The organism is Ochrobactrum sp. AN78 (assembly GCF_029909885.1).
In the GTDB taxonomy this organism is placed as follows: Bacteria; Pseudomonadota; Alphaproteobacteria; order Rhizobiales; family Rhizobiaceae; genus Brucella; species Brucella quorumnocens.
In genome coordinates this window covers 292,444-315,761 of sequence record NZ_JASAMU010000003.1, presented here as the reverse complement: position 1 = coordinate 315,761, position 23,318 = coordinate 292,444, and the positions used below count along the sequence as shown (strand labels likewise).

The window sequence follows — 23,318 nt, the reverse complement described above, 5'->3', positions numbered from 1 at the left end:
AAGATGAATGCGCAGTAACCGCTCAATCTTTTTGTGTTCACGCATTATCCAACGCAGAAGGCTCATGCACTTTTGTTGGAAATGCTTTGTATTCATACTTCCTGCTTACGGAGCGCAGATGAGGACTGCTCACCTGTCGTCTTTTTCATAAAGGACAGCTTTTTGAAGAAGCCCAACACGCCCCCGGAATTTCCTTTGCCAAAGCTCTGCGTAATGCGGTCGAGAATAACGGCCAAAATGACCACGGCGAGACCACCCTCAAAACCCTTGCCCACATCAAGACGCTGAATGCCCGTAAGAACCGTGTTCCCAAGACCACCGGCACCAATCATCGATGCGATGACCACCATCGAAAGTGACAGCATGATGGTTTGGTTCATACCCGCCATGATTGATGGCATAGCATTTGGAAGCTGGACCTTGAACAGCAGCTGCCGTGAGGTGCAACCAAATGCCAATCCTGCTTCAACGAACTCCGCATGAACCTGACGGATACCAAGATTGGTTAGACGCACAACCGGCGGCATCGCAAAGATGACGGTTGCAATCGTGCCCGGCACAGCGCCAAGACCAAAAAACATAGCGGCTGGAATGAGATACACGAATGCAGGCATAGTCTGCATGAGATCAAGCACCGGGCGAACAATGGAGGCCACCGCATCGCTGCGGGCCATGGCGATACCAAGCGGAATACCAATCACCACCGCGATAATTGTGGACGCCAGTACCAGCGACAAGCTTTCCATTGTGCCGTTCCACAGCCCCATATGGATGATGAGTGCCAGCGCAAGTGCAGTGAAAATCGCAAACTTCCAGCCCACACGCCAAAGCGCGAGCAATGTGAGAATTCCGATACCCGCTACAGGTGGGATGGAAAGAAGTGCATTTTGAATTCCGTCTGTGACGAAACCAATTGTGGCGGCAATCATATCGAGCGCTGGCGTAAAGTGGTCAAGAATGTAGTTGACCACCACGTCTGCCCATCCGCCAATACTAAAATTCAATTCCATATTTTACCGTCCATTTCAGATTTTGTTGCCTCTGGATTGGACCAATCCTATTAATTGTCGGGCTCTTGCCCGGCAGGCATTTGCGCGATGGAATTCAGCCAGCGCGACCGAGCGTTTCAAGCAGAGCTGATTTACTGATCGCCCCAAGATAGCGGTTGTTCCGGTCTGTCACCGGTACCGGCCATGGGCTTTCAGCAACACGCATTAGAAGTCCGGAGAGTGGCGCATCAGCCTGAATGGCAGCTGCACTGTCGAGTTGATCATCGCCCGGTTTGAAACTTCCACTGGCAAGAGCATCACGGGTAACGACGCCGCGATAAATTCTGTCAGCGTCAAGCAGGACACCATATGTCTGTCCGCTCGCATCAAGGCGCTCTAATGCCGAAGCCAACTGTGCTGGGTCGAACATGATCAGCTCGTCATCCCGAGCGACATCCGACGCCTTGAAAACGCGCGAAACATCAACATTGCGGAAGAATGAGCGGACGTAATCATTGGCAGGTGAAGAAACGATTTCGTTCGGCGTTCCAACCTGAACAACCTTGCCGTGCTGCATGATGCAGATACGGTCGCCTATTCGCATTGCCTCGTCGAGATCGTGACTCACGAAAATGATTGTGCGGCTGTTTTCGGCCTGAAGGCGTTTCAGCTCATCCTGCATCTCCGTGCGGATCAAAGGATCGAGCGCGGAGAAAGCTTCGTCCATCAGCAGGATTGTTGGCTCACTCGCCAGCGCTCTCGCAAGGCCGACACGTTGCTTCATGCCGCCTGAAAGCTGATCTGGCATACTATTGGCATAGGGTTCGAGCCCCACAGCGGCCAGCGCTTTCAATGCTTTCTCGTGGCGCTCGGCTTCACCCATTCCAGCCACTTCAAGACCGAAAGAGGCGTTGTTCAATACCGTGCGATTGGGAAGCAGCGCAAAAGACTGAAACACCATGCTCATGTCACGGCGGCGAAGATCGATCAACTCGCGCTTTGACATTTTGACAATGTCACGACCATCCACTTCGATGGAACCGGCCGTCGGTTCGATAAGGCGATTGAGCAGGCGCAGAAGTGTAGATTTACCTGAGCCTGAGAGGCCCATGATGACGAATACTTCGCCTTCTTTAATATCGAAGGTCGCGTCATCTACGCCGATTGTGGCACCATGATCACTGTGAATCTGGGCCTTTGATTTGCCTGCACGCAATTCCTGCATTGCGCGCTCCGGATCGTCGCCGAAGACTTTAAACACGCCACTCAAGCTTATCTTTGTCTTAGCAGGCGACTTCATACTATCTTCCTTGTATAAAATACCATGCATTATGCTTAACCCCGCTGTGCTGGCGGGTTTAATCTCCTTTTTAACATCATTATTTCTTCATTCTTGCGCGAATTGGACATGCGCAACTTGCAGGCAGCGAACGACCCGCAGAGAATGATTAGCGATTGGTGTGACGTATTTATATAGACCATTTCCCGACATGTCCACCCACAGTCATGGATTCATCTCTGCGCGACCCGTCCCCTTGTTTGTTTTTGATGGGTTGCGCGACGAAATATGCGGACTAACCGACACATCCGATTATCAGAAATAATCGGCCAGCCTACCAACAATAGTAATCCTGTGAAAGCGCTGCACACGAGCGAGCTGCGACAAATATGCAATTAGCTGCGACATGAGGCAATTTAGTATTCGTAGAATATAATTTCGCTTAATTGCAGTAAATTTGTGTGATTATACTTTTGCCTTATCTGGTGCCACTTGCCATAAAAATGGGCGCTGATCAAGCAATCCGCGCCCATAAAATTCTCACATCGAAACCGGTCTAAATTAGCTATTAACCATATATCCAATGAAGCCCGTTATACGCCAACGTTCAGCGTGCCGACGGCAAAAATAAAGTGTCTGCCAATCCAGCCGATCATGTGTTCCGTCGGCCTTTGCGATCGTTCCATCGAACTTTTTGCGCGCGATAGCAATGTCGCCATTGATGTCAATAACGCTAAGATTCGTTGCACGAAACACGCCATCAGCCAGAGATTCGGCATATTCGGTCGCTACACTATCGGCAGCCTGGCGTAACCATTCATCACGATAGGCGGTTAAAGTTGGAAACGCAGCATCCCATTTGTCAGGATTAGCTTCTCCATGGGCATGAATGCCCAGGAACCGCGGCTCATCAAAATCATCGGCAACAAGCGCCCAGTTTTGGCCGACAAACGCCTCGATATCGCGGCGAACGAGCATTTCCCAAATCTGCTCACGATCCTTGTCGCCGGCAAATGGATTGATGGCTTCTTTCATACTGGCCCCTTTATTAATTCAGCTTTCCACGTGCAGCTACCGGCAAGATGTCGATAACATCGTCGCCTGATATGAGATGCACTTCATCAAAGAGATTGGATACAACGCACACATGGTCGGGAATGACCCGCACCTTGTCACCCACTTTCAACCCGGCAATATCGCCCTTGAGCGTGCCGTGTTCTTCACTCAGGCCTGTGACACGCGCATCTGGCCTCCCGGCCAGTTCTCCGAAATCAGCAAGTCCCAAGGTGTCGCTCGAAAGCGACTTGGAACCGGCATCAATTATTGCACGGTCGAGTGTTGGATGGCTGACGATCGTTGAAAGCACAGTCAATGCACAGTCATCGAGCGTTGCTGCCCCCTGCCCGACTTGATAACGATCGAAATAAATATAGGTGCCGGGCCGATATTCGGTGACCACGCTTTCTTTCGGAGAACGCCACATATCCGGCGTACCGCCGCTTGAAATGGTTTCACATTGGAGGCCGTTCGCAGCGAGCAGATTACGTGCCTCAACAAGCCATTGTTCAGCTTGTTCGGCTTTGCCCGTCGCTGGATACGTCATCAACCCACCAAACTTGAGCCCCTTGCTCTGATCGATATGGCGCGCTAGTTCCAGCGCCTCTTCTGGCGTCTGAACACCACAGCGCCCCATACCAGTGTCGCATTCTACCAACACAGTGAGCGGGCGCCCTTCATTGGTGAAACGCTTTTCCAGTCCATCAAGGCTCGTGGCATTATCGACCGTGACAGAAATCGTAATGCGCTGATGGAGAGAATAAAGTCTCTCGAGCTTTTCCTTACCGAGAATATTGTATGGCAGAAAAATATCGATAATTCCCGCATCGGCCATAACTTCGGCCTCGCCAAGCTTCTGACACGTAATCCCTACAGCACCTGCCTCAATCTGGCGGCGCGCAAAGAACGGCAGTTTATGCGTTTTGATGTGCGGGCGAAGTTTTACGCCAATAGCGTCGGCGTGAGCTTGCGCTTTCTTGATGTTGGCCTGGACACGATTAACATCAATCAGAATCGCAGGCGTATCGATTTCATAGACAGTTTTAGGCCGTGTCATTGGTCAGTCTCCCATCAGTCACTCATCAGTCACCCAGGGGCAAGCGCGGATCATCAATCTTGAGTGTGTTTAAACTGTGCTTGATACGACGCAGACTCTCAAGCACCTTCGGCCCATGAACTTCAGCCGTTGCAGTTGCAATCATGTCCAGTATTGCCATCAAGGCAAATCGCGACGATGTCGGCTTATACAAATTACCATCTTCATCGGCTTGAAACGGAATGACGGTATTGGCAGCTTTTGCGAGATCAGATCCTTGTGCGGTGATAGCCACAGTTTCCGCACCATATTGCCGGGCAACCAAAATCGCCTCGACCACAGAGCGGGCATAACCAGAAACCGAAAATGCAATCACCGTCGTCTCACGCGTTGCCACCGCCGCATACATGCGCTGCAACTGACCATCCACCTGCGCTAGAACCGGAATGCCAAGTCGAAACAGCCGATTTTGCAACTCTGTCGCCATCATGGAAGAAATGCCACCCGAGCCCACGCAAAGGACCGAGCCCGAAACGGCAATCCGTTCGGCAATTTTCATGACGACAGACATGTCGAGATTATCGCTGGCACGATGAATAGCCGCAACTGCGGCATCTGTAACAGCAGAGGCAATGCGCGCCTCGCGAATATCGCGAGCGGGCGCTTCCGCCGTCAGGTACTGACCACCAATTGCCAGCGCTTGCGCTAGGAAAAACTTGAAATCGCGTACGCCATCGCACCCCAACCCGCGACAAAACCGCGTGACTGTGGGCTCACTTACTTCCGCACGCGCCGCTATTTCAGATATAGCAGCTTTGGATGCGTAATCAGGATCAGACAACACCAATGCAGCCAGTCGGCGGTCAGATTTTGACCCTTCCTGTGCTGCGGCATGAAGCCTTGTGATGATGTCTGCAACCTTGCTCATGCGAATTCTACAGCGGCAAACCGCTTTCCTTATCAAAGAGATGGATGTGTTCAGGCTTTGCCGTTACAGGGACTCGCTCTCCCGGTGCAAGGTGAATACGCTCGCGGAATACTGCCCGCACAGCTTCACCGGCAATTTTCCCATAAACATGGGTTTCCGGCCCCGTGGGTTCGACGACCTCAATAGCAAGCGTAAGCCCCTCGCCGTCTTTCGCGACAATGAAATTTTCCGGCCTGATACCGAGTTCCGCACCGCGCTCTGACGTCGTACGGCCCGGCGTAGCAATCTCTTCGCCGTCAGTTGTGCGGAACCTACCACCCTCGATCACAGCACCGGGGATAAAGCTCATCGAAGGTGAGCCGATAAATCCAGCTACAAACTTGTTGGCAGGACGGTCATATAACTCCAGCGGCGCACCGATCTGCTGAATCTTGCCCTGATTCATAACCACGATGCGGTCGGCCATGGTCATGGCTTCAATCTGATCGTGCGTCACATAGATTACAGTTGATTTCAGCCGATGATGCAGTGCCTTGATTTCAGTGCGCATCTGAACACGAAGCTGTGCATCCAGATTGGACAAGGGTTCGTCGAACAGGAACACTGACGGTTCGCGTACAATTGCCCTGCCCATCGCAACACGCTGACGCTGCCCGCCGGAAAGCTGGCGCGGATAGCGATCGAGATAAGAATGCAGATTGAGAATCGATGCGGCTTTGTCCACCTTTGTCGCCGTGGTCGAGCTATCCTCACCCCGAATGCGTGGACCAAAACCGATATTTTCGCGCGCCGTCATATGCGGAAACAGCGCATAAGACTGAAACACCATCGCGATATTGCGTTTTTGCGGTGGCAATTCATTGGCGCGTTCGCCACCAATAATCAAATCGCCACCGGAAATTGGCTCCAGTCCCGCGACCATACGTAAAAGTGTGGATTTACCACAGCCGGACGGACCAACGAGGACGAGAAATTCGCCATCCTCAATCTCCAGATCAACGCGATCCAGAACATTCATCTGTCCGAAAGATTTGGTAATTCCACGCAGGGAAACATTTTTCATCACTCAGTTCCCACCTAAGATATCTTCAATAAAAGGTCTGCAACCGGCCATGAGTCCGGCATCGACCGGCAGAATTGTGCCGGTTATGCCGGACGCCCGGTTAGATGCGAGAAAGGCAACCGCTTCGGCCACCTCATTAACGTTGACAATACGTCCCAGCGGATAAAGGCGCTTGAGCTTGTCGAGAATAGCGGGGTCTTTCGCGATGCGATGATCCCATGCAGGCGTATGAATAGAGCCGGGGCATACAACATTGGCACGCAACCCCTGTTGCCCATATTCAACTGCGAGAGCGCGCGCAAAAGCGTTGATACCGGCCTTGGCCGCCGCATAGGCTGGATTGCCGAAATGCGAAAGTGCGTTAACTGATGATATAAAGACAAAAGCCCCACAGCCGTTAGCCGCCATCTTCTGTGCAAGCGCTGTAGAAAATGAACAGACCCCAGTCAGATTGAGATCAATCTCCTGGTTGATTCGCGCCTGATCAAGCTCTTCAAATGATTCCGCTCGGGTCCATCCGGCATTATTGATAACAATATCAGGCACGCCGTCGGCATCTGTAATGGTGTTTACGGCAGACTGCAGCGAATTGCGGTCAAGCAGGTCAAATACATGACGACTGTAAAAATTATCAGCCTGCATGACTTCCAGACTGGAATCACAGCCGATAATTTTCGCTCCGCGCGATGAAAACATTTTCACAAGCGCTGTGCCGACACCGCCCCCGGCGCCGGTAATCAATACGGATTTTCCGGCAAATTCGCCTGAATGCTCCACTCTCTTCCCCTTTAAAAGCACTTTTCGCGCATACTTATTCAGACCAGCCTAAAAGTGAAAATGTAAGTTTGCAACAAAACTTTTTACTTGAAAGCGCAAAATTTGCCGATAATGTAAGAAAATAACAAAAATCAAGACGTCTTCACATGAAGCATGGGCAAACAAGGGAACGGGAAAATGTCTATCAATAAATGGAAGGCCGGCCTTTTGGCTGGATTGAGCATTCTGGCAATTGGTTCAGCTGCACAGGCTGGCGAAGTGCGTATGACGGTCGCTGAATACAGCTCGAAGACCGGCCCATACTTTGAAGAAGTAAAGAAGGCTTTCGAAGCCGAGAACCCAGGCATCACGCTCAAGTTCGAGATCGTGCCATGGGATGTACTTCTTCAGAAACTGACCACCGACATTTCAGCTGGCACCAATGCCGATCTTTCGATCATTGGCACGCGCTGGCTGATCGACTTCGTACAGCAGGGCATCGCAGAGCCACTTGATGGCTATATGGACGATGCATTCAAGGGACGTTTCATCGAAACATTCCTGTCGCCTTCGGTGCTGGAAGACAAGACATACGGCCTGCCGATCGCTGCATCGGCTCGCGCTATGTACTACAACAAAGACCTGCTCGAAAAGGCTGGCGTCGCCAATCCACCAGCAAACTGGGATGAGGTAAAGGCCGCAGCAGAGAAGATCAAGGCACTTGGCGGTGAGAATTACGGTTTCGGTCTACAGGGCAAAGAAATCGAAACTGACGTTTATTACTATTATGCGATGTGGTCGCAGGGTGCAGAAATCCTCAACAAGGATGGCACTTCTGGCCTGAGTACACCGGGTGCGCTTGAAGCTGCCAAGCTCTACAAGTCGATGATCGATGGTGGTCTTACCCAGCCGGGCGTTACGTCCTATGCGCGTGAAGATGTTCAGAACCTCTTCAAGCAGGGCAAGGTCGGCATGATGATCACTGCGCCGTTCCTGTCGAACCAGATCAAAGAAGAAGCACCAAATCTGAAATATGGTGTGACTGCAATTCCTGCTGGTCCAACGGGCGCACGTGGTACTTATGGCGTAACGGACTCCGTTATCATGTTCCAGAACTCGAAGAACAAGGAAGAGGCCTGGAAGGTTCTCGACTTCCTGTTCCAGACAGAATGGCGCGCCAAGTTCACACAGGGTGAAGGTTTCCTTCCTGTGAACAAGGAAGAAGCGAAGATGGATTATTACGTCAATAATGCCGATCTCGCTGCTTTCACTGCCTTGCTCCCTGATGCGCGCTTTGCGCCAATCATTCCGGGCTGGGAAGAAATCGCCGATATTACGTCCAATGCGATGCAGAGCATCTATCTTGGTCAAGGCGAACCGGAAGCTGTTCTTAAGGAAGCTGCCGCTAAGGCGGATGCAATCCTGAAGAAGTAATCCCATCACCCCGGCAGCGGACGGAAACTGTAGACAGTTTAAACTGTTCTGCTGCCGGGTCCCTTTTCTTCCGTGGAATTTTTGGCCGATGCAAAATCGCACCCTGCCCTATTTTCTGATCCTGCCAAGCCTGCTGCTGGCTGCGGTAGTGATCTTCTGGCCGGTCGTGCATCTCTTTGAGATTGCCACGCACGATGTAAACCGTTTCGGGCAATTACGCGATTTCAACGATGGTGCAAACTTCTCAGCCCTTTTCGCGTCACCGGATTTTCTGAACGCATTGTGGCGAACAGCCGTTTGGACCGTAGCCGTTGTCGGTGGTGCGCTTGTCGTTTCCATACCGGTTGCGATCATCCTGAATATGGATTTTTACGGTCGGTCCGTCGCGCGCGTCATTGTTATGCTGCCGTGGGCCGTCTCTTTGACTATGACAGCCATCGTCTGGCGTTGGGCGCTGAACGGTGAAAGCGGCATGCTTAACTCGGCATTGCGCAATCTCGGTATCATTGACAGCAACATCCAATGGCTGGCCAGTGCCACAACAGCCTTTCCGATGCAGATACTTGTCGGCATTCTGGTTACTGTACCGTTCACAACAACAATCTTTCTTGGTGGCCTTTCCTCCATTCCAGACGATCTTTATGAAGCGTCGTCGTTGGAAGGCGCCAGCCTCTGGCAGCAATTTCGTGAAATCACCTTGCCGTTGCTCAAGCCTTTCGTGAACATCGCAATCGTTCTCAACACGATCTATGTGTTCAACTCATTCCCGATCATCTGGGTCATGACGCAGGGTGGACCGGCAAACACGACCGATATTCTTGTGACCCATCTTTACAAGCTGGCTTTCAGGCTCGGAAAACTCGGTGAAGCTTCGGCTGTCTCGCTGATCATGCTCGCCATTCTTCTGGTTTTCACAGCCATCTATATCCGGCTATCCATGCGGAGCGAACGCACATGATCGCATCCAAAGTCAAACGCACCATCCTCGCCTGGATTATCCTCGCGCCGCTGATCGTGCTGACGCTGTTTCCCTTTGCGGTCATGTTTTTGACTGCCGTGAAACCGCCACAGGAAGTGCTCTCGCCAACATGGTGGCCAAGCGAATTCCGCTGGCAGAATTTTTCTGAAATGTGGGTACGCACTGGCTTCGGCAACGCATTGCTGAACTCGTTTTATGTGTCGGTCATCGCATCGGTTGGCGCAATCATCGTGTCTATCCCGGCTGCCTATGCGATGTCGCGTTTTCACTTTGCAGGTCATGGTGCGTTCCGTCAGTTCCTGCTTGTCTCACAGATGATTTCGCCGATCGTTCTGGTGCTGGGCCTGTTCCGTCTGCTTGCAGCTTACGGATTGATCGAGAGCGTCTCGGCGGTTGGCGCGATTTACATGGCCTTTAACATCGCCTTCACCGTCTGGATGTTGCAAAGCTATTTCGACACCATTCCCAAGGACCTTGAAGAAGCCTCCTGGATGGAAGGTGCTGGCCGCTTCAAAACGCTCGTCAAAGTGTTTCTGCCGCTCTGCATACCTGCCATCGCCGTAACTGCGATCTTCACTTTCATCAATGCATGGAACGAATTCGTGGTGGCTCTGACCATGTTGCGCAGTCAGGACAGTTACACGCTTCCAATCCAGGTTTTCTCGCTGGTGGCAGGCCGATACACCGTTGAATGGCACTATGTCATGGCCGCAACGCTTGTCGCCACTCTACCCGTCGCGATCCTATTCATATGGCTGCAGCGTTACCTCATCAAAGGTCTTTCGCTCGGCGCTGTAAAATAAGCGGAGTTCAACATGTCCAAGAAACAGGCATTCGGCGCATCACATGTGCCGCTATCCCCCGCCGTGCGTGCTGGCGACACCGTCTATATTTCCGGTCAGGTGCCAATGGGCGCAAATGGCAGAATTGTCGAGGGTGGGATCGAAGCACAAACCGCCCAAGTGCTCGAAAATGTCAAAGCAGCGCTGGCCCTTGCAGGGGCCAGCATGGAAGACGTCGTCAAAACGACCATCTGGCTCGAAGATGCGCGTGATTTTGGGCGTATGAATGCGGTTTACGCGACGTATTTTCCGAAAGATCCTCCTGCACGCACAACGGTCGAATCCCGTCTGATGATTGACATCAAGATCGAGATCGAAGCCATCGCCTACGCACCGCAAAAATAGCCCGGGCAGACAATATGCGTATTTTCACCGCGTCGCTTGCTACTGAAACCAATACATTTTCGCCCGTACCAACCGACCGCGCGTCGTTTGAAATGGCTTTTTATGCCGCACCGGGCAAACACCCTGATACGCCGACGCTGTGTTCATCGCCAATCGTGGCATTGAGAAAGCGAGCCGCTGCAGAAGGGCTGACAGTAATCGAAGGCACAGCCACTTGGGCTGAACCTGGCGGCTTGCTGCAGAAGCAAGCCTTTGAAGAACTGCGTGATGAAATCCTTGAACAGTTGAAAGCTGCGATGCCGGTGGACGCCGTGGTACTTGGCCTGCATGGCGCCATGGTTGCCCAAGGCTATGATGATTGCGAAGGCGATCTGCTTGAGCGTGTACGCGCAATCGTGGGACCGGATATTCTGGTTGCCAGCGAGTTCGACCCGCATAGCCATCTCACCCAAAAACGTGTCCAGAACCTGAATATTTACGCTGCTTTCCTCGAATTTCCTCACACGGATTTTTATGAACGCGGCGAACATGTCGTGTCGATGGCGCTCGATACCTTAAAGGGCAACATCAAGCCGATCATTTCCACCTTTGACTGCCGCATGATCGGGGTGTTCCCCACAAGCAAGGAACCGATGCGCTCGTTCATCGATCGTATCAAGGCCATGCATGGCCGGGACGGAATTCTATCCATCTCCGTCATTCATGGTTTCATGGCAGCGGATGTTCCTGAAATGGGGACGCGCATTCTTGTCGTCACCGACAACGACCGCGCAAAAGGCGATGCGCTCGCAGAAAAACTGGGGCAAGAGCTTATCGGGATGCGCGAGCAGACATTGATGACCATGTACAGCATCGATGACGGCATTGACCGCGCGATTGCGGCACATGCGGTCAACCCGGCAAAGCCCGCTGTCATTGCCGATGTATGGGATAATCCAGGTGGTGGCGTTGCGGGCGACGGCACCCATATTCTGCGCCGCTTGATAGAGCGCGGTATCCGGAAAGCCGCGGTTGCGACCATATGGGATACACTGGCCGTCACTTTCTGCCATGCGGCAGGCGAAGGCGCCGTGATTGATCTGCGCATAGGCGGCAAATCTGGTCCACAGGCCGGAGAACCAATTGATGCGCGCGTGACGGTTATGAAAGTTTTGCCCGAAGGCTGGCAGAGCTTTGGTCTTAGTCGTGTGACGCTCGGACCGTCGGCAGTTGTGCGTATTGACGGGACCGAAATCGACGTCATTCTCAATACCAACCGCACACAAACTTTTGAGCCGGATGTTTTCTCCAATATCGGTATTGATCCGATGCTAAAAGACATTTTGGTCGTCAAATCGACCAATCATTTTCATGCAGGGTTTGCGCCCATTGCAGCCGAGATCATCTATGTCGACGCACCGAGTTCTTATCCCGTCAATCCGAGAGCTACGAACTACCAAAAAATGACGCGGCCAATATGGCCGCGTGTAGATAACCCTTGGGCGTAAAACAAAAAGCGCGGGAAGCCTCCCGCGCTTTTTTCATTAGAGCATAATCCGACCGGAGTGAAACGAGGATCGATAAGATTATGCTTTCAATAGAATGCGTTAGAGCGCCAATCTGATCCAATCAGATCGAAACGCGCTCTAATGTGCCAGAAACGTAGAGATGAATGGCACATAAGTTACCAGCGCAAGCAGGATGAACAGTGCCAGATACATGCTGAATGCCTGACGGGTGAAGTCACCCACTCTGACCTTTGCGATATTACACACCATCAACATGACAGTACCAACGGGCGGTGTCAGCGTTCCAATCGAAAGATTGACGATGACGACAATGCCGAAATGCACCGGATCAATGCCCAAAGCCTTCACAGTTGGCATCAACAGTGGAACCAGCACAATCATCAGTGCTGTACCTTCGATCAATGCGCCAAGAAGCAGCAGGATCACGTTAACCGCTAGCAGGAATGCATAAGGATTGCTCGTGAAGGACGAAATCAGCTGCATCAGTGACTGACCGGCCTGCTCGAGCGAAAACACCCATGCGAGTGCCGATGAGGCCATGATAACCAGCATGACGGAAGCCGTCGATTTCGCGGTTTCGATCAGCGAGTCGACTACGTGTGACACACGCATTTCGCGATAGATCACAAACCCGATGATCAGCACGAGCGTAACCGCGACCGCGCCGGCTTCTGTCGGCGTGAAGATATTCATGCGGATACCGCCGATAATGGCGAACAGCAGGAATACCGCAGGCCAGGCAGATGCAAGAGTGGATGCAACTTCCGCACCGCTCATCCGCGTCTCCCGGCTTGGCTTGTAACCACGCTTTACCGAAGTGATGTAGGCTGCAATCATCAGAATGACCGCGCCAAGAAGTCCAGGAATGACACCCGCCATGAACATCTTGCCAATCGATACGTCAGCAATCAGACCATAAATAATCAGCGCAATACCGGGAGGAATGATCGGTGTAATGAGCGAGCCAGCAGCTGTCACGGCACAGGAGAATGCCTTGTCATAGCCGCGCTTGACCATTTCCGGAACCATCATGCGGGTAAGCATGGCGCTATCTGCAAGATTGGACGCACTGACACCCCCCATCAGGGTCGAAACCATGATGTTGGTCAGCGCCATACCACCGCGCATACGGCCGACCAGAATATCAGCAACCTTGATTAGCCGCTCGGCGATACCGGTATGCGACATAACGGTGCCAAGCATGATGAAGAACGGAATAGCGAGCAGAGACGTATTCTGTGCAGGGCTGATAAAACGCTGAACAGCGATTGCGATTGGCATCTGATTGAAGAAGATGAAGTAAGTGAAAACGGCAATCAGAATAGCAACGTACAGGCGCATGTTGAGCGCGATCAGCGCCAGCATGATGAGAACGATAGTGGTCAGATTCATGCCTTGCCTCCCGCAAAGGCGGCGCGCAAGGTTTTGAAAGCGCCAGCGAACATGTAACAAGCGATAATCACAAAGCCGACAGGCACTGCGATGTCGATCCAGAAATAGGAAACGCGAAGCACATCGGTCACTTTGAACTGCGCTGCGACCGAAAGCTTATAACCGGCATAGGACACATAAAGCAGAAAGAGCCCGGAGAGAATTCCGATCACAGAATTGATGATGTCGCGGACCTTGTATGAGAACATGTCCACGAGCATCGGAATTGCGAGATGCTGGTTAGTGCGCTCAGCCGCAACACTGCCCAGCATAATGATCCAGATCATCAACAGACCGGCCATCTCTTCAGTCCATTGCAGCGGTTGATGCATCCAATAGCGCATGACGACCGCGGCGTTGAACATCGCCAGCAACACGAAAAGCGGCGCTGCGGCCAACCAGTCGATCAGTTTTTCAAAAAGTTTCATCGGATTAAATTCCATGACGGAGCCATGCCGCAGCGAGGGTCACGACCCAATCTGCGACATGGCAATATCCGGATTGAAGGGGATTAGTTCAGTTCAGCTTTGATCTTTTCGTAAAGACCTGGCGACCATTCCGGGAACTGCGTGTAGACCTTTTCAGCAAGCGCCTTGAAAGGAGCACGATCGACATCGATCACTTCGACGCCTGCTTCCTTCATCTTTTCGATCATTTCATTGTCTTTTTCGATCGTAAGCTTCTGGCTGTAGAGACCTGCATCATAAGCAGATTCATGGATCATCTTGAGCTGTTCTTCTGGCAGCGTCGAGAAGAAGGCTTCACCACCGACGATGAGTGCAACGTTGGTCAGATACCCGACCTTGCTCAGATACTTGGCTTCTTCCTGGAATTTCTGGCCATAGAGAACCGAAATTGGATTTTCGACGCCATCGATCACACCTTGCGCCAGTGCCGGGAAGGTTTCTCCCAGAGGCATAGGAGTTGGTGTAGCGCCCATGGCTTCAAAGGTTTTGATCTGCATGACGTTGTTTGGCACGCGGATTTTCAGGCCCTTAAGGTCTTCAGGCGTGCGGATCGGCTTCTTGGAAATGATCTGACGAATACCGTAAAGATAGTTCGGCATTACGATGTGAATGCCCTTCTTTTTCAGTTCTTCGCTTTTCTCCTTGAACCAAGGACCGTCATACACCTTGAAAAGTTGTGCCGGATCATCCGTCAGGAACGGGCCATAAAGCACGCCGAGGTCCGGATCATATTCTGCCAGAAAGCCAACATCGGAAATCGTCACGACATTGAGGCCCATCATGGCCTGCTCGGTCACATCCTTCTTGGAACCTAGCTGCGAGCTTGGATAAAGCTCAAGCGTGATTTCGCCATTGCTGCGCTTGGCAAGATCGTCTTTCCAGTAATGCATCACCTCATCAAAAGGCTCGCCCGGGTTGTTTTCATAGGCAACTTTGATCGACACGTTGGCAGCATAGACTGCCACGCTTCCTGCCAACAACATGCCAGCGGCGATCATGCCGGTAACGAGTTTCTTCATGATATTCCTCCCTTTTGGGGTCTTCAAACAATGGCCACGAGGCCGGTTTCCTCCACTAGCGCTCAATGCCGTCCTTCCCGACACGGAGCATTTGCTTCGATTCAGTTGCGTTCAATGATGATTTTCAGGATGTTACGGTCGCCGTCCCAATAAGACAGCGCCTGTTCAGCTTCCTCAAATGGAAACACCTTCGAGATAAGCAGAGCTGCATCGTTTCCGAGCTTTTCAAGATGCGCGATGACAGCTTCAAAATCGGTGAGCGTCGCATTGCGCGAGCCCATGATGTCAAGTTCTTTGAGATTGAAGAACTGGGTCTGATAGGTCACTGGCGACTTGGAATAGCCGACATAGACCACACGACCAGCAAAGCCTGCGAGGTCAACCGCCTGAGTGAAAGTGATCGGCAGTCCGACCGCTTCAAAAGCAATATCCACACCATCGTCATTGGTAAGTTCCTGCACGGATGCAACCACACCTTCACCACCCGGCAGAGCGTGCGTAGCGCCAAACTTCAGCGCCAGTTCGCGCTTTTCCGCACTTGGATCAATCGCGATAACCTTGGCTCCACGCGCAATCGCACCGATCAGCACGCCCATACCGATCATGCCACAGCCGAGAACGGCAACCGTGTCGCCAGCCTCGACGCGCCCGCGCTCAACAGCATGAAATCCAACAGAAAGCGGTTCAACCAATGCCAGATGACGTGGTGCCAAGCTTTCGTTCAGAATGAGCTTTTCGGCTGGAAGGACAATCTGTTCTGCCAGTCCGCCATTCTGCTGAACGCCGAGAGTCTTATTGTAGCGACAGGCATTCAATCGGCCTTTACGGCACGACGAGCAGGTACCGCAATTGGTATAAGGCAACACGATAACGCGCTTACCCTTGGCATAAGCAGCACTCACGCCCTCACCTGCTTCGATGATCTCGCCGCCAATTTCGTGACCCGGAATACGGGGAAGTTCGACCAGAGGATTTAGTCCTTTGAACGTATTCAGATCGCTGCCGCAAAGTCCCACATGACGCACGTTAACCCGGACATGACCAGGCAGGAGGGGTGCTTCGGGAATTTTAGCAAAACGGGTAACGTTTTCGCTCTCGATACGCAGAGCTTTGACCATCGAAATATTCCTGTCAGTCGTCATTGAATAAAGGGCAGATCAGGTTACGGCACCGACCTGCCAAGGTACGAATTCGTTATCGCCATAATCGTAGATTTCGCTGAGCGTCTGCTCACCCGAAGCGACTGCGATAATGTGTTCGAAAATGCGCGTACCGGACTCTTCGATGGTTTCGTCCCCTGTGACGATGCCACCGCAATTGAAGTCCATGTCTTCCTTCATGTGCTCGTACATTTCGGAATTGGTCGCGATTTTGATGCAGGGCGCTGGCTTGAAACCTGAGACCGATCCGCGACCAGTCGTGAAGCAGATCACATTGCAACCGCCGGCAACCTGCCCCGTCACAGCAACCGGGTCATAGCCCGGCGTATCCATGAATGTGAAACCCTGTTCCGTGACGGTCTCAGCAAATTCATAGACGGCCTTAAGCGGCATCGAGCCACCTTTGGCAACAGCACCCAGCGACTTTTCAAGAATCGTGGTCAGGCCACCAAGCTTGTTTCCGTGCGATGGATTGTTGTTCAGCTCGTCACCGTTGCGCGCCGTATAATCACGCCACCAATCGATACGCTGCAACAGCTTCTCAGCTACCGCAGGCGTAACAGCGCGGCGCGTCAGCAGATGTTCTGCGCCATAGATTTCTGGCGTTTCAGATAGAACGGTCGTGCCACCATTACGCACGATAAGATCAGACGCATAACCCAAAGCCGGATTTGCAGAAATACCCGAATAACCGTCAGAGCCACCGCATTCGAGCGCGACTTTCAGCTTCGACAAAGGCTGTGGTGTGCGCTTGGCAGAATTCACCAGCGGCAGCATTTCCTTGATTTCGGCAATTGCGTGATCAATGGTCTTGCGGGTACCGCCATGTTGCTGGATCGTCATGGTGCGCAGGCGCGTACCCTCTTCCATGCGATAATGCTCCATAATCGGCGCGATCTGGTTGGTTTCACAGCCAAGACCGATCAGCAGAATGCCACCGAAATTCGGATGTTTGGCGTAGCCCTGAATTGTCCGGGTCAGCAGGCGATAGCCTTCCGATTTGGTGTTAAGCGCACAGCCACTGCCATGGGTTAGCGCCACCACGCCATCGACATTCTCGAAGCCATCGAGACCGCCCATGCGGTTAAAATAATCCGCGATATAGCGCGAAACCGTGGCCGAGCAGTTTACCGATGAAATGACGCCAATATAGTTACGCGTACCAACACCGCCGAACCCGCGATCATAACCCATGAACTGACGACGCTCTGCTTGCGGCAGCATTCCGCGTTCTTCGATATCAACCGAAAACTGATGCTCATGTTCTGATGGAAGCATTGCGAGATTATGCAGATGAACATGCTCGCCAACAGCAATATCCTGAATGGCAACACCAATCACCTGACCATATTTGTGCACTTCCTTGCCGGCCGAAATATCGCGCAAAGCCACCTTGTGGCCACGCCCGATCAGATCGCGCGCGATGATATCGCCAAGCCCAATTGGGTCTCCTGCACGGACCGAAATGCGCGCTACCGCCACATCGTCGGACGGATGTAAAAGGATTACCGGCGTCACAGCCGAAATAGCCTTATCGTTCATAGTTCTGACCTCACTCCCAAATCCGCTACAGCAAATGTTCGAACCTAATCCCGAGGCTCGTTCTCCATCCATCGCTGCTTTGATGTATCCAGATGCGTTCGCATCGCTGCCTGTGCCAGAAGCGGATCCCTCGCTTCAAGGGCAGCAAAAATCTTCTCGTGTTCCGCCAAAGCATATGTCCATGTTTCGGCGTTCTCGTAACGCGTACGCATCTGCGCTGTGAGTGGACTATGCCGCTCATCAAACAGGTCGCGTACAATACGCATCACGACCGAATTCCCAGACTGCTCGGCAATAATGAGATGAAACTGTCGATCCAGTTCGATGGGTTTGCGACCGGCCTCAATCTGCAACCGCATGGCATCAAGGTTGCCACGCAGGCGATCCAGCGCATCAAGCGTGATATGGCTGCACGCCATGAGCACAGCACTACCCTCAATCAGTGAGCGCGCCTGCATGATTTCAAGCGGACTTTCGCCAATCGAGCCGCCTTGTGCTGGAAGTCGCGTTTCTTCGGCCGCAACATAGATGCCGGAGCCCATGCGGATTTCAACATTGCCTGCAATTTCAAGCGCGATGAGTGCTTCACGCAATGACGGTCGCGACACGCCCAGCTGATGCGCAAGTTCACGCTCAGCGGGAAGCCTGCTTCCAGCCGGAAAATGCCCCTCACGGATCAACAGCCTGACCCGGTCGGCAATCTGTTGGTAAAGCCTCCGTGGTTCCACGGAGCCGATGTGCTCACTCATGCTATCTCCCAAATTGGCCTTACCATATTTTGAAGACGCAAAAAGTGCAATATCACCTATATCATTGTTATTGCATGATTTTGATGATTTTGTCAGTTTTGTCGCAGCTTGCTTTAGATGACTTTTAAAGAGTGGCTTGACCAATTTTACTCGCTGGAATAGCTATTCCAACCTATTCAAGGGAGGACTTCATGACCGATCAGCCATCGATTCTACAGTTCGGAACGAGCCGCTTTCTGCTCGGACATGCGGATTTCTTCATTTCGGAAGCGCTTGCAAAGGGCGACGCAATCGGAACGATCGCAATCGTTCAGACCACCTCCAATCCAGAAAGTGCGCGGCGCATCGCAGCGCTTAATAGCGGCGAAGGTTATCCGGTCATCATTCGCGGCCTTACAGGTGACGAACCAATTGATGAGAAACATCAAGCCAAAAGCGTGACTGCCGCCTATTCCGCTCATACGGATTGGCAGACGGTCCGCACGCTGGCAACAAAGATTAAGGTCATCCTGTCCAATACGGGCGACAAGGGTTTTGAACTTGACGCAAGCGATGACGTTACTCTGCTCACCGAAACCGACCGCCTTCCGAAGAGCTTTCCAGCCAAGCTGCTTGTGCTGCTGCACCATCGCTGGCAAGTCAATCCAGATGCACCGCTGTCGCTTTTTCCTTGTGAGCTGATCTCACGTAATGGCGACAAGCTGCGCGCAATTGTGCTTGATCTCGCTGAGAGATGGAGCCTGCCAAAGGCTTTCACGCAATGGGTCGAAAGCAAATGCGTCTTTGCCAACAGCCTCGTTGACCGCATCGTATCAGAACCGATTGATCCGGTCGGCGCAATTGCCGAACCCTATGCAATCTGGGCAATCGAGCAGGCGAATGGCCTGACGCTGCCCTGCACGCATCCCGATATCGTCTTGACGGATAATCTTGCGCTCTATGAGCGTCTCAAGCTTTACTTGCTCAACCTCGGCCATAGTTTCATTGCCGAACAGTGGCTGAACGGCAATCGTCCGAAAGATGAAATCGTGCTGGAAGCAATGAACGACGAAACGATCCGCAATGAACTTGAAGCGCTTTGGCGCGAAGAAGTTCTGCCGGTTTTTGCCGCAGATGGCCTTGGCGAACAGGCGGAAGCCTATGTTGTTACCGTTCGCGAGCGCTTCCTCAACCCGTTCCTCAAGCACCGCATTGCTGACATTGCTTCAAATCACGCAGAAAAGAAGCAGCGTCGCTTTGCGCCAATCATTGCTCGCGCGAAGGAGCTCGGCCTCGATCTGGAACAGCGTCGTTTAAAGACGGCTGTCGGCTGAGCCAGTCGTTAAGTTCAATTTCGGCGCGCTCCAGCGCGCTGTAATTCAAAAGCTTGCGCAAAAACGCGACTGTCACTGCACGAGCTCGGAGGTTGAAACGTCCTTCCTCCGGCTCACCCTTATCCTGATAAACACCCAGCTTTTCATAGAGTTGCTGTAGTCTGTTCTGCACACTTCGCAGTGACAGATTGCGCCGCCGTGCGATCACCCGATCAGTCAGCCCGAGTGCGATATCAATCAGAATTTCATATTCGCTTTCGCTGAAACCGCTGGCGTGACCAAGGCTTTTCTGCTGCAAACCACGCACTTCGCGATCGATCACACATTGCGCTTCGACAAAAATGCTTCGCAACGCCAGTCGCAATTTGTCATCAGATGCCGACTTCAGCACGTAGCCGTAGGCGGCCCCTTCCGGCACGATGCGCGAGACACCGCGCACATAGGCTTCATCAGCATAATTCGACCAGAACAGGATGCGGGTTTCCGGATTTTCCTTCCAGATTGTGCGAGCCGCTTCGATGCCATTTCGCCCGCTCATTTGTAAATCCATTACAATATGGGCAGAACGATGCATCCGCGCGAGCTTCTCGCCCGCTGAACCATTGTCTGCTTCCAGCACATCGTTGCACTCCGGCAATGCTGCGCGGATCGCTTCGCCCAGATAAGTGCGATGCAACGGATCATCTTCCACGATCAGAACCTGCATCCTAGCCTCCACTTGACTGACATGTTTCCAGTGGCAGATGGATCGTCACGCATGTGCCGCTGCCCTCCGTATTCTTTCTGATGGCAAAGCTCGCCGAAATCAGCCGCGCACGTGTGCGCATATTGTCGATACCATGACCAGTACGCTGCGCCTGACGGTCCATACCAATACCATCATCCATAACTTCGACGAGAAGCCGCCCGCCCTTATCGCGAAGACGAACGCGGATTTCTCCGGCGAGCGCATGGCGGATCGCGTTGTTGATCGCTTCCTGCACAATTCGGAAAAGCGAGGTCGCAACCGTCTCCTCAAGCTTCTCCGTCATACCTTCGCTATAGTCGTCGAGAAACCACTCGATTGCAGCCCCGCTTTCGCGAATTGAACGATCAAGATGGTTCTCTGTCGCCTGCGCGAAGCCAAAAAGCTGCAACACAGAAGGTTTTGCTTCTTCAATGATTTGACGCAAATCCTGCATGCAGTGCTGTAGGCCACGAAACAGTGGTTCCAGTTGCTCGCCGGAAAGATCGGGGGCTCGCGTCAAACGTTCGACATGACGCGCTAAACGGGTCAGGTCTGCCAGCGTCTGATCATGCAGATCCATGCCGATGCGATGCCGCTCAATCTCCAGCGCTTCGGTGAGTTTGAGGGCGCCAAAGCGCAATCCTTCCTCCCTCGCCCGCGCTTCCGTCTCGACAATAGCTGACCGTTTGGCCTGTTCCGCAGCACGGATCGCAAAGAAATATGGAGCCAGAAGATCGGCAATCGACTGCGCGTTTTCAACATCCCGTGTTGAATAGCAGCCCGACTGCAAACTGGAGCAACTCAGCGCCCCGATAATATCCCCTTGCGCCTTTAGCGGTACATGGAGACGGGCCTTGAGATCATGTTCGATGATCGGCGTTGAAAACGACCCCTCGAAATGAAACCGAGTGTCGGTGCGCGCATCGTCCGTTAGCAGATATTCAACTTCACCCGATAGAAGAGTGCGAATTGGACTGCCTGATAGAAGCGCAGGCGGATTTCGGCTCCAGGCCGTCTCGATCCCGCTTTCATAAGCGATGTGAAACTTGCCATCGACCATCTTGATACAAACGTCGAGGTGGTCATAGGGCAGGATATGATTGATCTCGGCTGCCACCGCTTGAATGATGGAATCAAAATCCAGCTGGCCAGCCAGCAATCTCGAAATATTGAGATAATGGTCGAGCAGGCGCTCAGGCGCTAATTCCAGCAAGCGACTCTCCTCCCAAAGACAGATTGCTTTGCTTCTTATCATACGCCGTTAGCCAATAGAGCGCTGCGCCCTACCGGGCGTATTAAAGTCGCTCTAATATCTTAAATAGCTGCGTAATTTCATCTTAAACTGATTACAGTTTAAGAAATTATGCTGTGACACGTCTTGCGGGTTCCCGCAATTATGCTGCAGGAAACCGCACCATGGTTGCTTCGATCAGCCTTCACAGGACAACGCATTTATTTCATTCTCGCTTCACCAGAAAATTGCCCACAAGACAATAGGTAATGTGATGCGCAAACTGGGACCGTTGAGGAGCGGTTGTGCGGGAGGCTTCGCACATAAGGATTCAAACGGACCGAAGCGTCAAGAACGCTGCGGCACCGCAAATTTGTAACTGGGAGGAATAAAATGAAGCTTGGGAAAATTCTTTTGGCATCCGCAGCACTCGCCACTGTGATGGCGACTGGCGGTGCATTTGCCGACACAGCGTCGAAGAAGATCGCCTTCTCGAACAATTATGCTGGCAACTCATGGCGTCAGGCCATGCTTCAGAGCTGGGACAAAGTGACGAAAGAAGCTGTCACTGCCGGTACGGTTTCTGCAGCAGACGCTTTCACCACCGCAGAAAATCAGGCGACAGAGCAGGCCGCGCAAATTCAGAATATGATCTTGCAGGGTTACGACGCTATCGTCATCAATGCAGCTTCGCCGACGGCACTCAATGGTGCAGTCAAGGAAGCTTGCGATGCGGGCATCACGGTTGTTTCCTTCGACGGCATCGTAACCGAGCCTTGCGCATGGCGCATTGCGGTGGACTTCAAGGCGATGGGCGAAGGTCAGGTCGAATATCTTGCAAAGCGCCTGCCTGAAGGCGGCAATCTGCTTGAAATTCGCGGCCTAGCTGGCGTTTCGGTGGATGACCAGATGCATGCTGGTATCGAGGAAGGCGTCAAAAAGCATCCGAACTTCAAGATCGTCGGCTCAGTCCATGGCGATTGGGCGGCCGACGTTGCACAGCGCGCGGTTGCCGGTGTTCTGCCAAGCCTGCCTAAAATCGATGCAGTCGTGACGCAGGGTGGCGATGGTTATGGCGCTGCGCAAGCATTTGCTGCTGCAAAGCGCGAAACACCGATCATCATCATGGGCAATCGTGAGGACGAACTGCAGTGGTGGAAGCAGCAGAAAGACGCGAACAACTATGAAACCATGTCGGTTTCGATTGCGCCGGGTGTTTCAACACTTGCTTTCTGGGTCGCGCAACAGATCCTCGACGGCAAGGAAGTCAAGAAAGACCTCGTCGTTCCGTTCCTGAGCGTCAGCCAGGAATCGCTCGAAAAGGACCTCGGCAACACCCAAAAGGGTGGCGTTGCGAATGTCGAATATTCGCTTGAAGACGCACAGAAGGTCATCGCGGAAGCGAAGTAATCCTTTTCCTCACGGGGTAGGCGTGTCTCATGCCTGCCCCTCCCTCATCTCTAA

22 protein-coding genes are annotated in these 23,318 nt (G+C 52.6%); 7 read left to right on the top strand and 15 right to left on the bottom strand.

Annotation, left to right across the window (positions count from 1 at the left end; translation table 11 throughout):
* Nucleotides 1-92: 92 nt before the first annotated feature.
* The 7 genes from QBD00_RS08285 to QBD00_RS08255 all read right to left on the bottom strand — a co-directional run bounded on the left by QBD00_RS08285 (nucleotide 93) and on the right by QBD00_RS08255 (nucleotide 7,128).
* The gene (locus tag QBD00_RS08285; RefSeq protein WP_318579168.1) at nucleotides 93-1,010 is read right to left on the bottom strand and encodes a proline/glycine betaine ABC transporter permease; all 918 of its coding nucleotides are present in this window, start codon (nucleotides 1,008-1,010) and stop codon (nucleotides 93-95) included.
* A gap of 94 nt (nucleotides 1,011-1,104) precedes the next feature.
* Nucleotides 1,105-2,289, bottom strand: a complete 1,185-nt coding sequence (gene proV, locus QBD00_RS08280; RefSeq protein ID WP_151092028.1) for a glycine betaine/L-proline ABC transporter ATP-binding protein ProV — start codon at nucleotides 2,287-2,289, stop codon at nucleotides 1,105-1,107.
* 540 nt (nucleotides 2,290-2,829) lie between these two features.
* Complete coding sequence (locus QBD00_RS08275) at nucleotides 2,830-3,303, bottom strand: hypothetical protein (protein WP_318579167.1); 474 nt, start codon at nucleotides 3,301-3,303, stop codon at nucleotides 2,830-2,832.
* A gap of 13 nt (nucleotides 3,304-3,316) precedes the next feature.
* Nucleotides 3,317-4,381: a D-TA family PLP-dependent enzyme gene (locus QBD00_RS08270; protein WP_318579166.1), complete on the bottom strand. Its 1,065-nt coding sequence runs from the start codon at nucleotides 4,379-4,381 to the stop codon at nucleotides 3,317-3,319.
* A gap of 25 nt (nucleotides 4,382-4,406) precedes the next feature.
* Entirely contained in the window at nucleotides 4,407-5,288 is an 882-nt protein-coding gene (locus QBD00_RS08265; RefSeq protein ID WP_151092022.1) for a MurR/RpiR family transcriptional regulator, read from the bottom strand.
* 7 nt (nucleotides 5,289-5,295) lie between these two features.
* Nucleotides 5,296-6,351, bottom strand: coding sequence for an ABC transporter ATP-binding protein (locus QBD00_RS08260; protein WP_151092020.1), 1,056 nt, complete (start codon nucleotides 6,349-6,351; stop codon nucleotides 5,296-5,298).
* A gap of 3 nt (nucleotides 6,352-6,354) precedes the next feature.
* Nucleotides 6,355-7,128, bottom strand: a complete 774-nt coding sequence (locus QBD00_RS08255; RefSeq protein ID WP_151092018.1) for an SDR family oxidoreductase — start codon at nucleotides 7,126-7,128, stop codon at nucleotides 6,355-6,357.
* 177 nt (nucleotides 7,129-7,305) lie between these two features.
* Between QBD00_RS08255 and QBD00_RS08250 the strand changes: the two genes are divergently transcribed.
* The 5 genes from QBD00_RS08250 (at nucleotide 7,306) to QBD00_RS08230 (ending at nucleotide 12,194) form a co-directional block, all read left to right on the top strand.
* Nucleotides 7,306-8,541 (top strand): ABC transporter substrate-binding protein, encoded by a 1,236-nt coding sequence (locus QBD00_RS08250; RefSeq protein WP_151092016.1) that lies wholly within the window; start codon nucleotides 7,306-7,308, stop codon nucleotides 8,539-8,541.
* 88 nt (nucleotides 8,542-8,629) lie between these two features.
* Nucleotides 8,630-9,499 carry a carbohydrate ABC transporter permease gene (locus QBD00_RS08245; protein WP_151092014.1) on the top strand — a complete coding sequence of 290 codons (870 nt, stop codon included), beginning with the start codon at nucleotides 8,630-8,632 and terminating at the stop codon, nucleotides 9,497-9,499.
* Nucleotides 9,496-10,323, top strand: coding sequence for a carbohydrate ABC transporter permease (locus tag QBD00_RS08240; protein WP_191793300.1), 828 nt, complete (start codon nucleotides 9,496-9,498; stop codon nucleotides 10,321-10,323). The genes QBD00_RS08245 and QBD00_RS08240 overlap by 4 nt, the downstream gene beginning before the upstream one ends.
* A gap of 12 nt (nucleotides 10,324-10,335) precedes the next feature.
* Nucleotides 10,336-10,707 (top strand): RidA family protein, encoded by a 372-nt coding sequence (locus QBD00_RS08235; protein WP_128093808.1) that lies wholly within the window; start codon nucleotides 10,336-10,338, stop codon nucleotides 10,705-10,707.
* A 14-nt stretch (nucleotides 10,708-10,721) separates the two neighbouring features.
* Nucleotides 10,722-12,194, top strand: a complete 1,473-nt coding sequence (locus QBD00_RS08230; protein ID WP_318579165.1) for a M81 family metallopeptidase — start codon at nucleotides 10,722-10,724, stop codon at nucleotides 12,192-12,194.
* A 138-nt stretch (nucleotides 12,195-12,332) separates the two neighbouring features.
* Here the strand turns inward: QBD00_RS08230 and QBD00_RS08225 are convergent, their stop codons facing one another.
* The 6 genes from QBD00_RS08225 to QBD00_RS08200 all read right to left on the bottom strand — a co-directional run bounded on the left by QBD00_RS08225 (nucleotide 12,333) and on the right by QBD00_RS08200 (nucleotide 18,583).
* Complete coding sequence (locus tag QBD00_RS08225; RefSeq protein WP_318579164.1) at nucleotides 12,333-13,607, bottom strand: TRAP transporter large permease; 1,275 nt, start codon at nucleotides 13,605-13,607, stop codon at nucleotides 12,333-12,335.
* Nucleotides 13,604-14,074, bottom strand: coding sequence for a TRAP transporter small permease (locus QBD00_RS08220; protein WP_318579163.1), 471 nt, complete (start codon nucleotides 14,072-14,074; stop codon nucleotides 13,604-13,606). Before QBD00_RS08220 ends, QBD00_RS08225 begins: the two co-directional genes overlap by 4 nt.
* A gap of 83 nt (nucleotides 14,075-14,157) precedes the next feature.
* On the bottom strand, nucleotides 14,158-15,132 hold the full coding sequence (locus QBD00_RS08215; protein WP_264230706.1) for a C4-dicarboxylate TRAP transporter substrate-binding protein: 975 nt from the start codon (nucleotides 15,130-15,132) through the stop codon (nucleotides 14,158-14,160).
* Between the two features lie 101 nt (nucleotides 15,133-15,233).
* Entirely contained in the window at nucleotides 15,234-16,250 is a 1,017-nt protein-coding gene (locus QBD00_RS08210) for a zinc-binding alcohol dehydrogenase family protein (protein ID WP_318579162.1), read from the bottom strand.
* A 39-nt stretch (nucleotides 16,251-16,289) separates the two neighbouring features.
* Nucleotides 16,290-17,834 (bottom strand): altronate dehydratase family protein, encoded by a 1,545-nt coding sequence (locus tag QBD00_RS08205; protein ID WP_318579161.1) that lies wholly within the window; start codon nucleotides 17,832-17,834, stop codon nucleotides 16,290-16,292.
* A 44-nt stretch (nucleotides 17,835-17,878) separates the two neighbouring features.
* Complete coding sequence (locus QBD00_RS08200; RefSeq protein WP_095444242.1) at nucleotides 17,879-18,583, bottom strand: FadR/GntR family transcriptional regulator; 705 nt, start codon at nucleotides 18,581-18,583, stop codon at nucleotides 17,879-17,881.
* Nucleotides 18,584-18,774: 191 nt separating this feature from the next.
* On the opposite strand from QBD00_RS08200, the gene QBD00_RS08195 reads away from it, so the two are divergent.
* On the top strand, nucleotides 18,775-19,896 hold the full coding sequence (locus QBD00_RS08195; RefSeq protein WP_318579160.1) for a mannitol dehydrogenase family protein: 1,122 nt from the start codon (nucleotides 18,775-18,777) through the stop codon (nucleotides 19,894-19,896).
* Here QBD00_RS08195 and QBD00_RS08190 read toward each other — a convergent pair.
* Both QBD00_RS08190 and QBD00_RS08185 read right to left on the bottom strand, forming a co-directional pair.
* A complete protein-coding gene (locus QBD00_RS08190; RefSeq protein WP_191793306.1) occupies nucleotides 19,829-20,602 on the bottom strand; it encodes a response regulator transcription factor in 774 nt (257 codons plus the stop codon). The two genes, QBD00_RS08195 and QBD00_RS08190, sit on opposite strands and share 68 nt — an antisense overlap.
* Nucleotide 20,603: 1 nt before the next feature.
* A complete protein-coding gene (locus tag QBD00_RS08185) occupies nucleotides 20,604-21,836 on the bottom strand; it encodes a sensor histidine kinase (RefSeq protein ID WP_318579159.1) in 1,233 nt (410 codons plus the stop codon).
* A 411-nt stretch (nucleotides 21,837-22,247) separates the two neighbouring features.
* Here QBD00_RS08185 and QBD00_RS08180 point away from each other — a divergent pair, with 411 nt between their 5' ends.
* A complete protein-coding gene (locus QBD00_RS08180) occupies nucleotides 22,248-23,264 on the top strand; it encodes a substrate-binding domain-containing protein (protein WP_151091998.1) in 1,017 nt (338 codons plus the stop codon).
* Nucleotides 23,265-23,318 lie beyond the last annotated feature (54 nt).

What these genes read in the sequence shown, in the direction of transcription:
- QBD00_RS08205 (WP_318579161.1), bottom strand. Translation starts at nt 17,834, where the DNA reads ATGAACGATAAGGCTATTTCGGCTGTGACGCCGGTAATCCTTTTACAT.
- QBD00_RS08245 (WP_151092014.1), top strand. Translation starts at nt 8,630, where the DNA reads ATGCAAAATCGCACCCTGCCCTATTTTCTGATCCTGCCAAGCCTGCTG.
- QBD00_RS08180 (WP_151091998.1), top strand. Translation starts at nt 22,248, where the DNA reads ATGAAGCTTGGGAAAATTCTTTTGGCATCCGCAGCACTCGCCACTGTG.
- QBD00_RS08215 (WP_264230706.1), bottom strand. Translation starts at nt 15,132, where the DNA reads ATGAAGAAACTCGTTACCGGCATGATCGCCGCTGGCATGTTGTTGGCA.
- QBD00_RS08195 (WP_318579160.1), top strand. Translation starts at nt 18,775, where the DNA reads ATGACCGATCAGCCATCGATTCTACAGTTCGGAACGAGCCGCTTTCTG.
- QBD00_RS08265 (WP_151092022.1), bottom strand. Translation starts at nt 5,288, where the DNA reads ATGAGCAAGGTTGCAGACATCATCACAAGGCTTCATGCCGCAGCACAG.
- QBD00_RS08240 (WP_191793300.1), top strand. Translation starts at nt 9,496, where the DNA reads ATGATCGCATCCAAAGTCAAACGCACCATCCTCGCCTGGATTATCCTC.
- QBD00_RS08225 (WP_318579164.1), bottom strand. Translation starts at nt 13,607, where the DNA reads ATGAATCTGACCACTATCGTTCTCATCATGCTGGCGCTGATCGCGCTC.
- QBD00_RS08220 (WP_318579163.1), bottom strand. Translation starts at nt 14,074, where the DNA reads ATGAAACTTTTTGAAAAACTGATCGACTGGTTGGCCGCAGCGCCGCTT.
- QBD00_RS08285 (WP_318579168.1), bottom strand. Translation starts at nt 1,010, where the DNA reads ATGGAATTGAATTTTAGTATTGGCGGATGGGCAGACGTGGTGGTCAAC.
- proV (WP_151092028.1), bottom strand. Translation starts at nt 2,289, where the DNA reads ATGAAGTCGCCTGCTAAGACAAAGATAAGCTTGAGTGGCGTGTTTAAA.
- QBD00_RS08190 (WP_191793306.1), bottom strand. Translation starts at nt 20,602, where the DNA reads ATGCAGGTTCTGATCGTGGAAGATGATCCGTTGCATCGCACTTATCTG.
- QBD00_RS08200 (WP_095444242.1), bottom strand. Translation starts at nt 18,583, where the DNA reads ATGAGTGAGCACATCGGCTCCGTGGAACCACGGAGGCTTTACCAACAG.
- QBD00_RS08275 (WP_318579167.1), bottom strand. Translation starts at nt 3,303, where the DNA reads ATGAAAGAAGCCATCAATCCATTTGCCGGCGACAAGGATCGTGAGCAG.
- QBD00_RS08260 (WP_151092020.1), bottom strand. Translation starts at nt 6,351, where the DNA reads ATGAAAAATGTTTCCCTGCGTGGAATTACCAAATCTTTCGGACAGATG.
- QBD00_RS08250 (WP_151092016.1), top strand. Translation starts at nt 7,306, where the DNA reads ATGTCTATCAATAAATGGAAGGCCGGCCTTTTGGCTGGATTGAGCATT.
- QBD00_RS08210 (WP_318579162.1), bottom strand. Translation starts at nt 16,250, where the DNA reads ATGGTCAAAGCTCTGCGTATCGAGAGCGAAAACGTTACCCGTTTTGCT.
- QBD00_RS08230 (WP_318579165.1), top strand. Translation starts at nt 10,722, where the DNA reads ATGCGTATTTTCACCGCGTCGCTTGCTACTGAAACCAATACATTTTCG.
- QBD00_RS08235 (WP_128093808.1), top strand. Translation starts at nt 10,336, where the DNA reads ATGTCCAAGAAACAGGCATTCGGCGCATCACATGTGCCGCTATCCCCC.
- QBD00_RS08270 (WP_318579166.1), bottom strand. Translation starts at nt 4,381, where the DNA reads ATGACACGGCCTAAAACTGTCTATGAAATCGATACGCCTGCGATTCTG.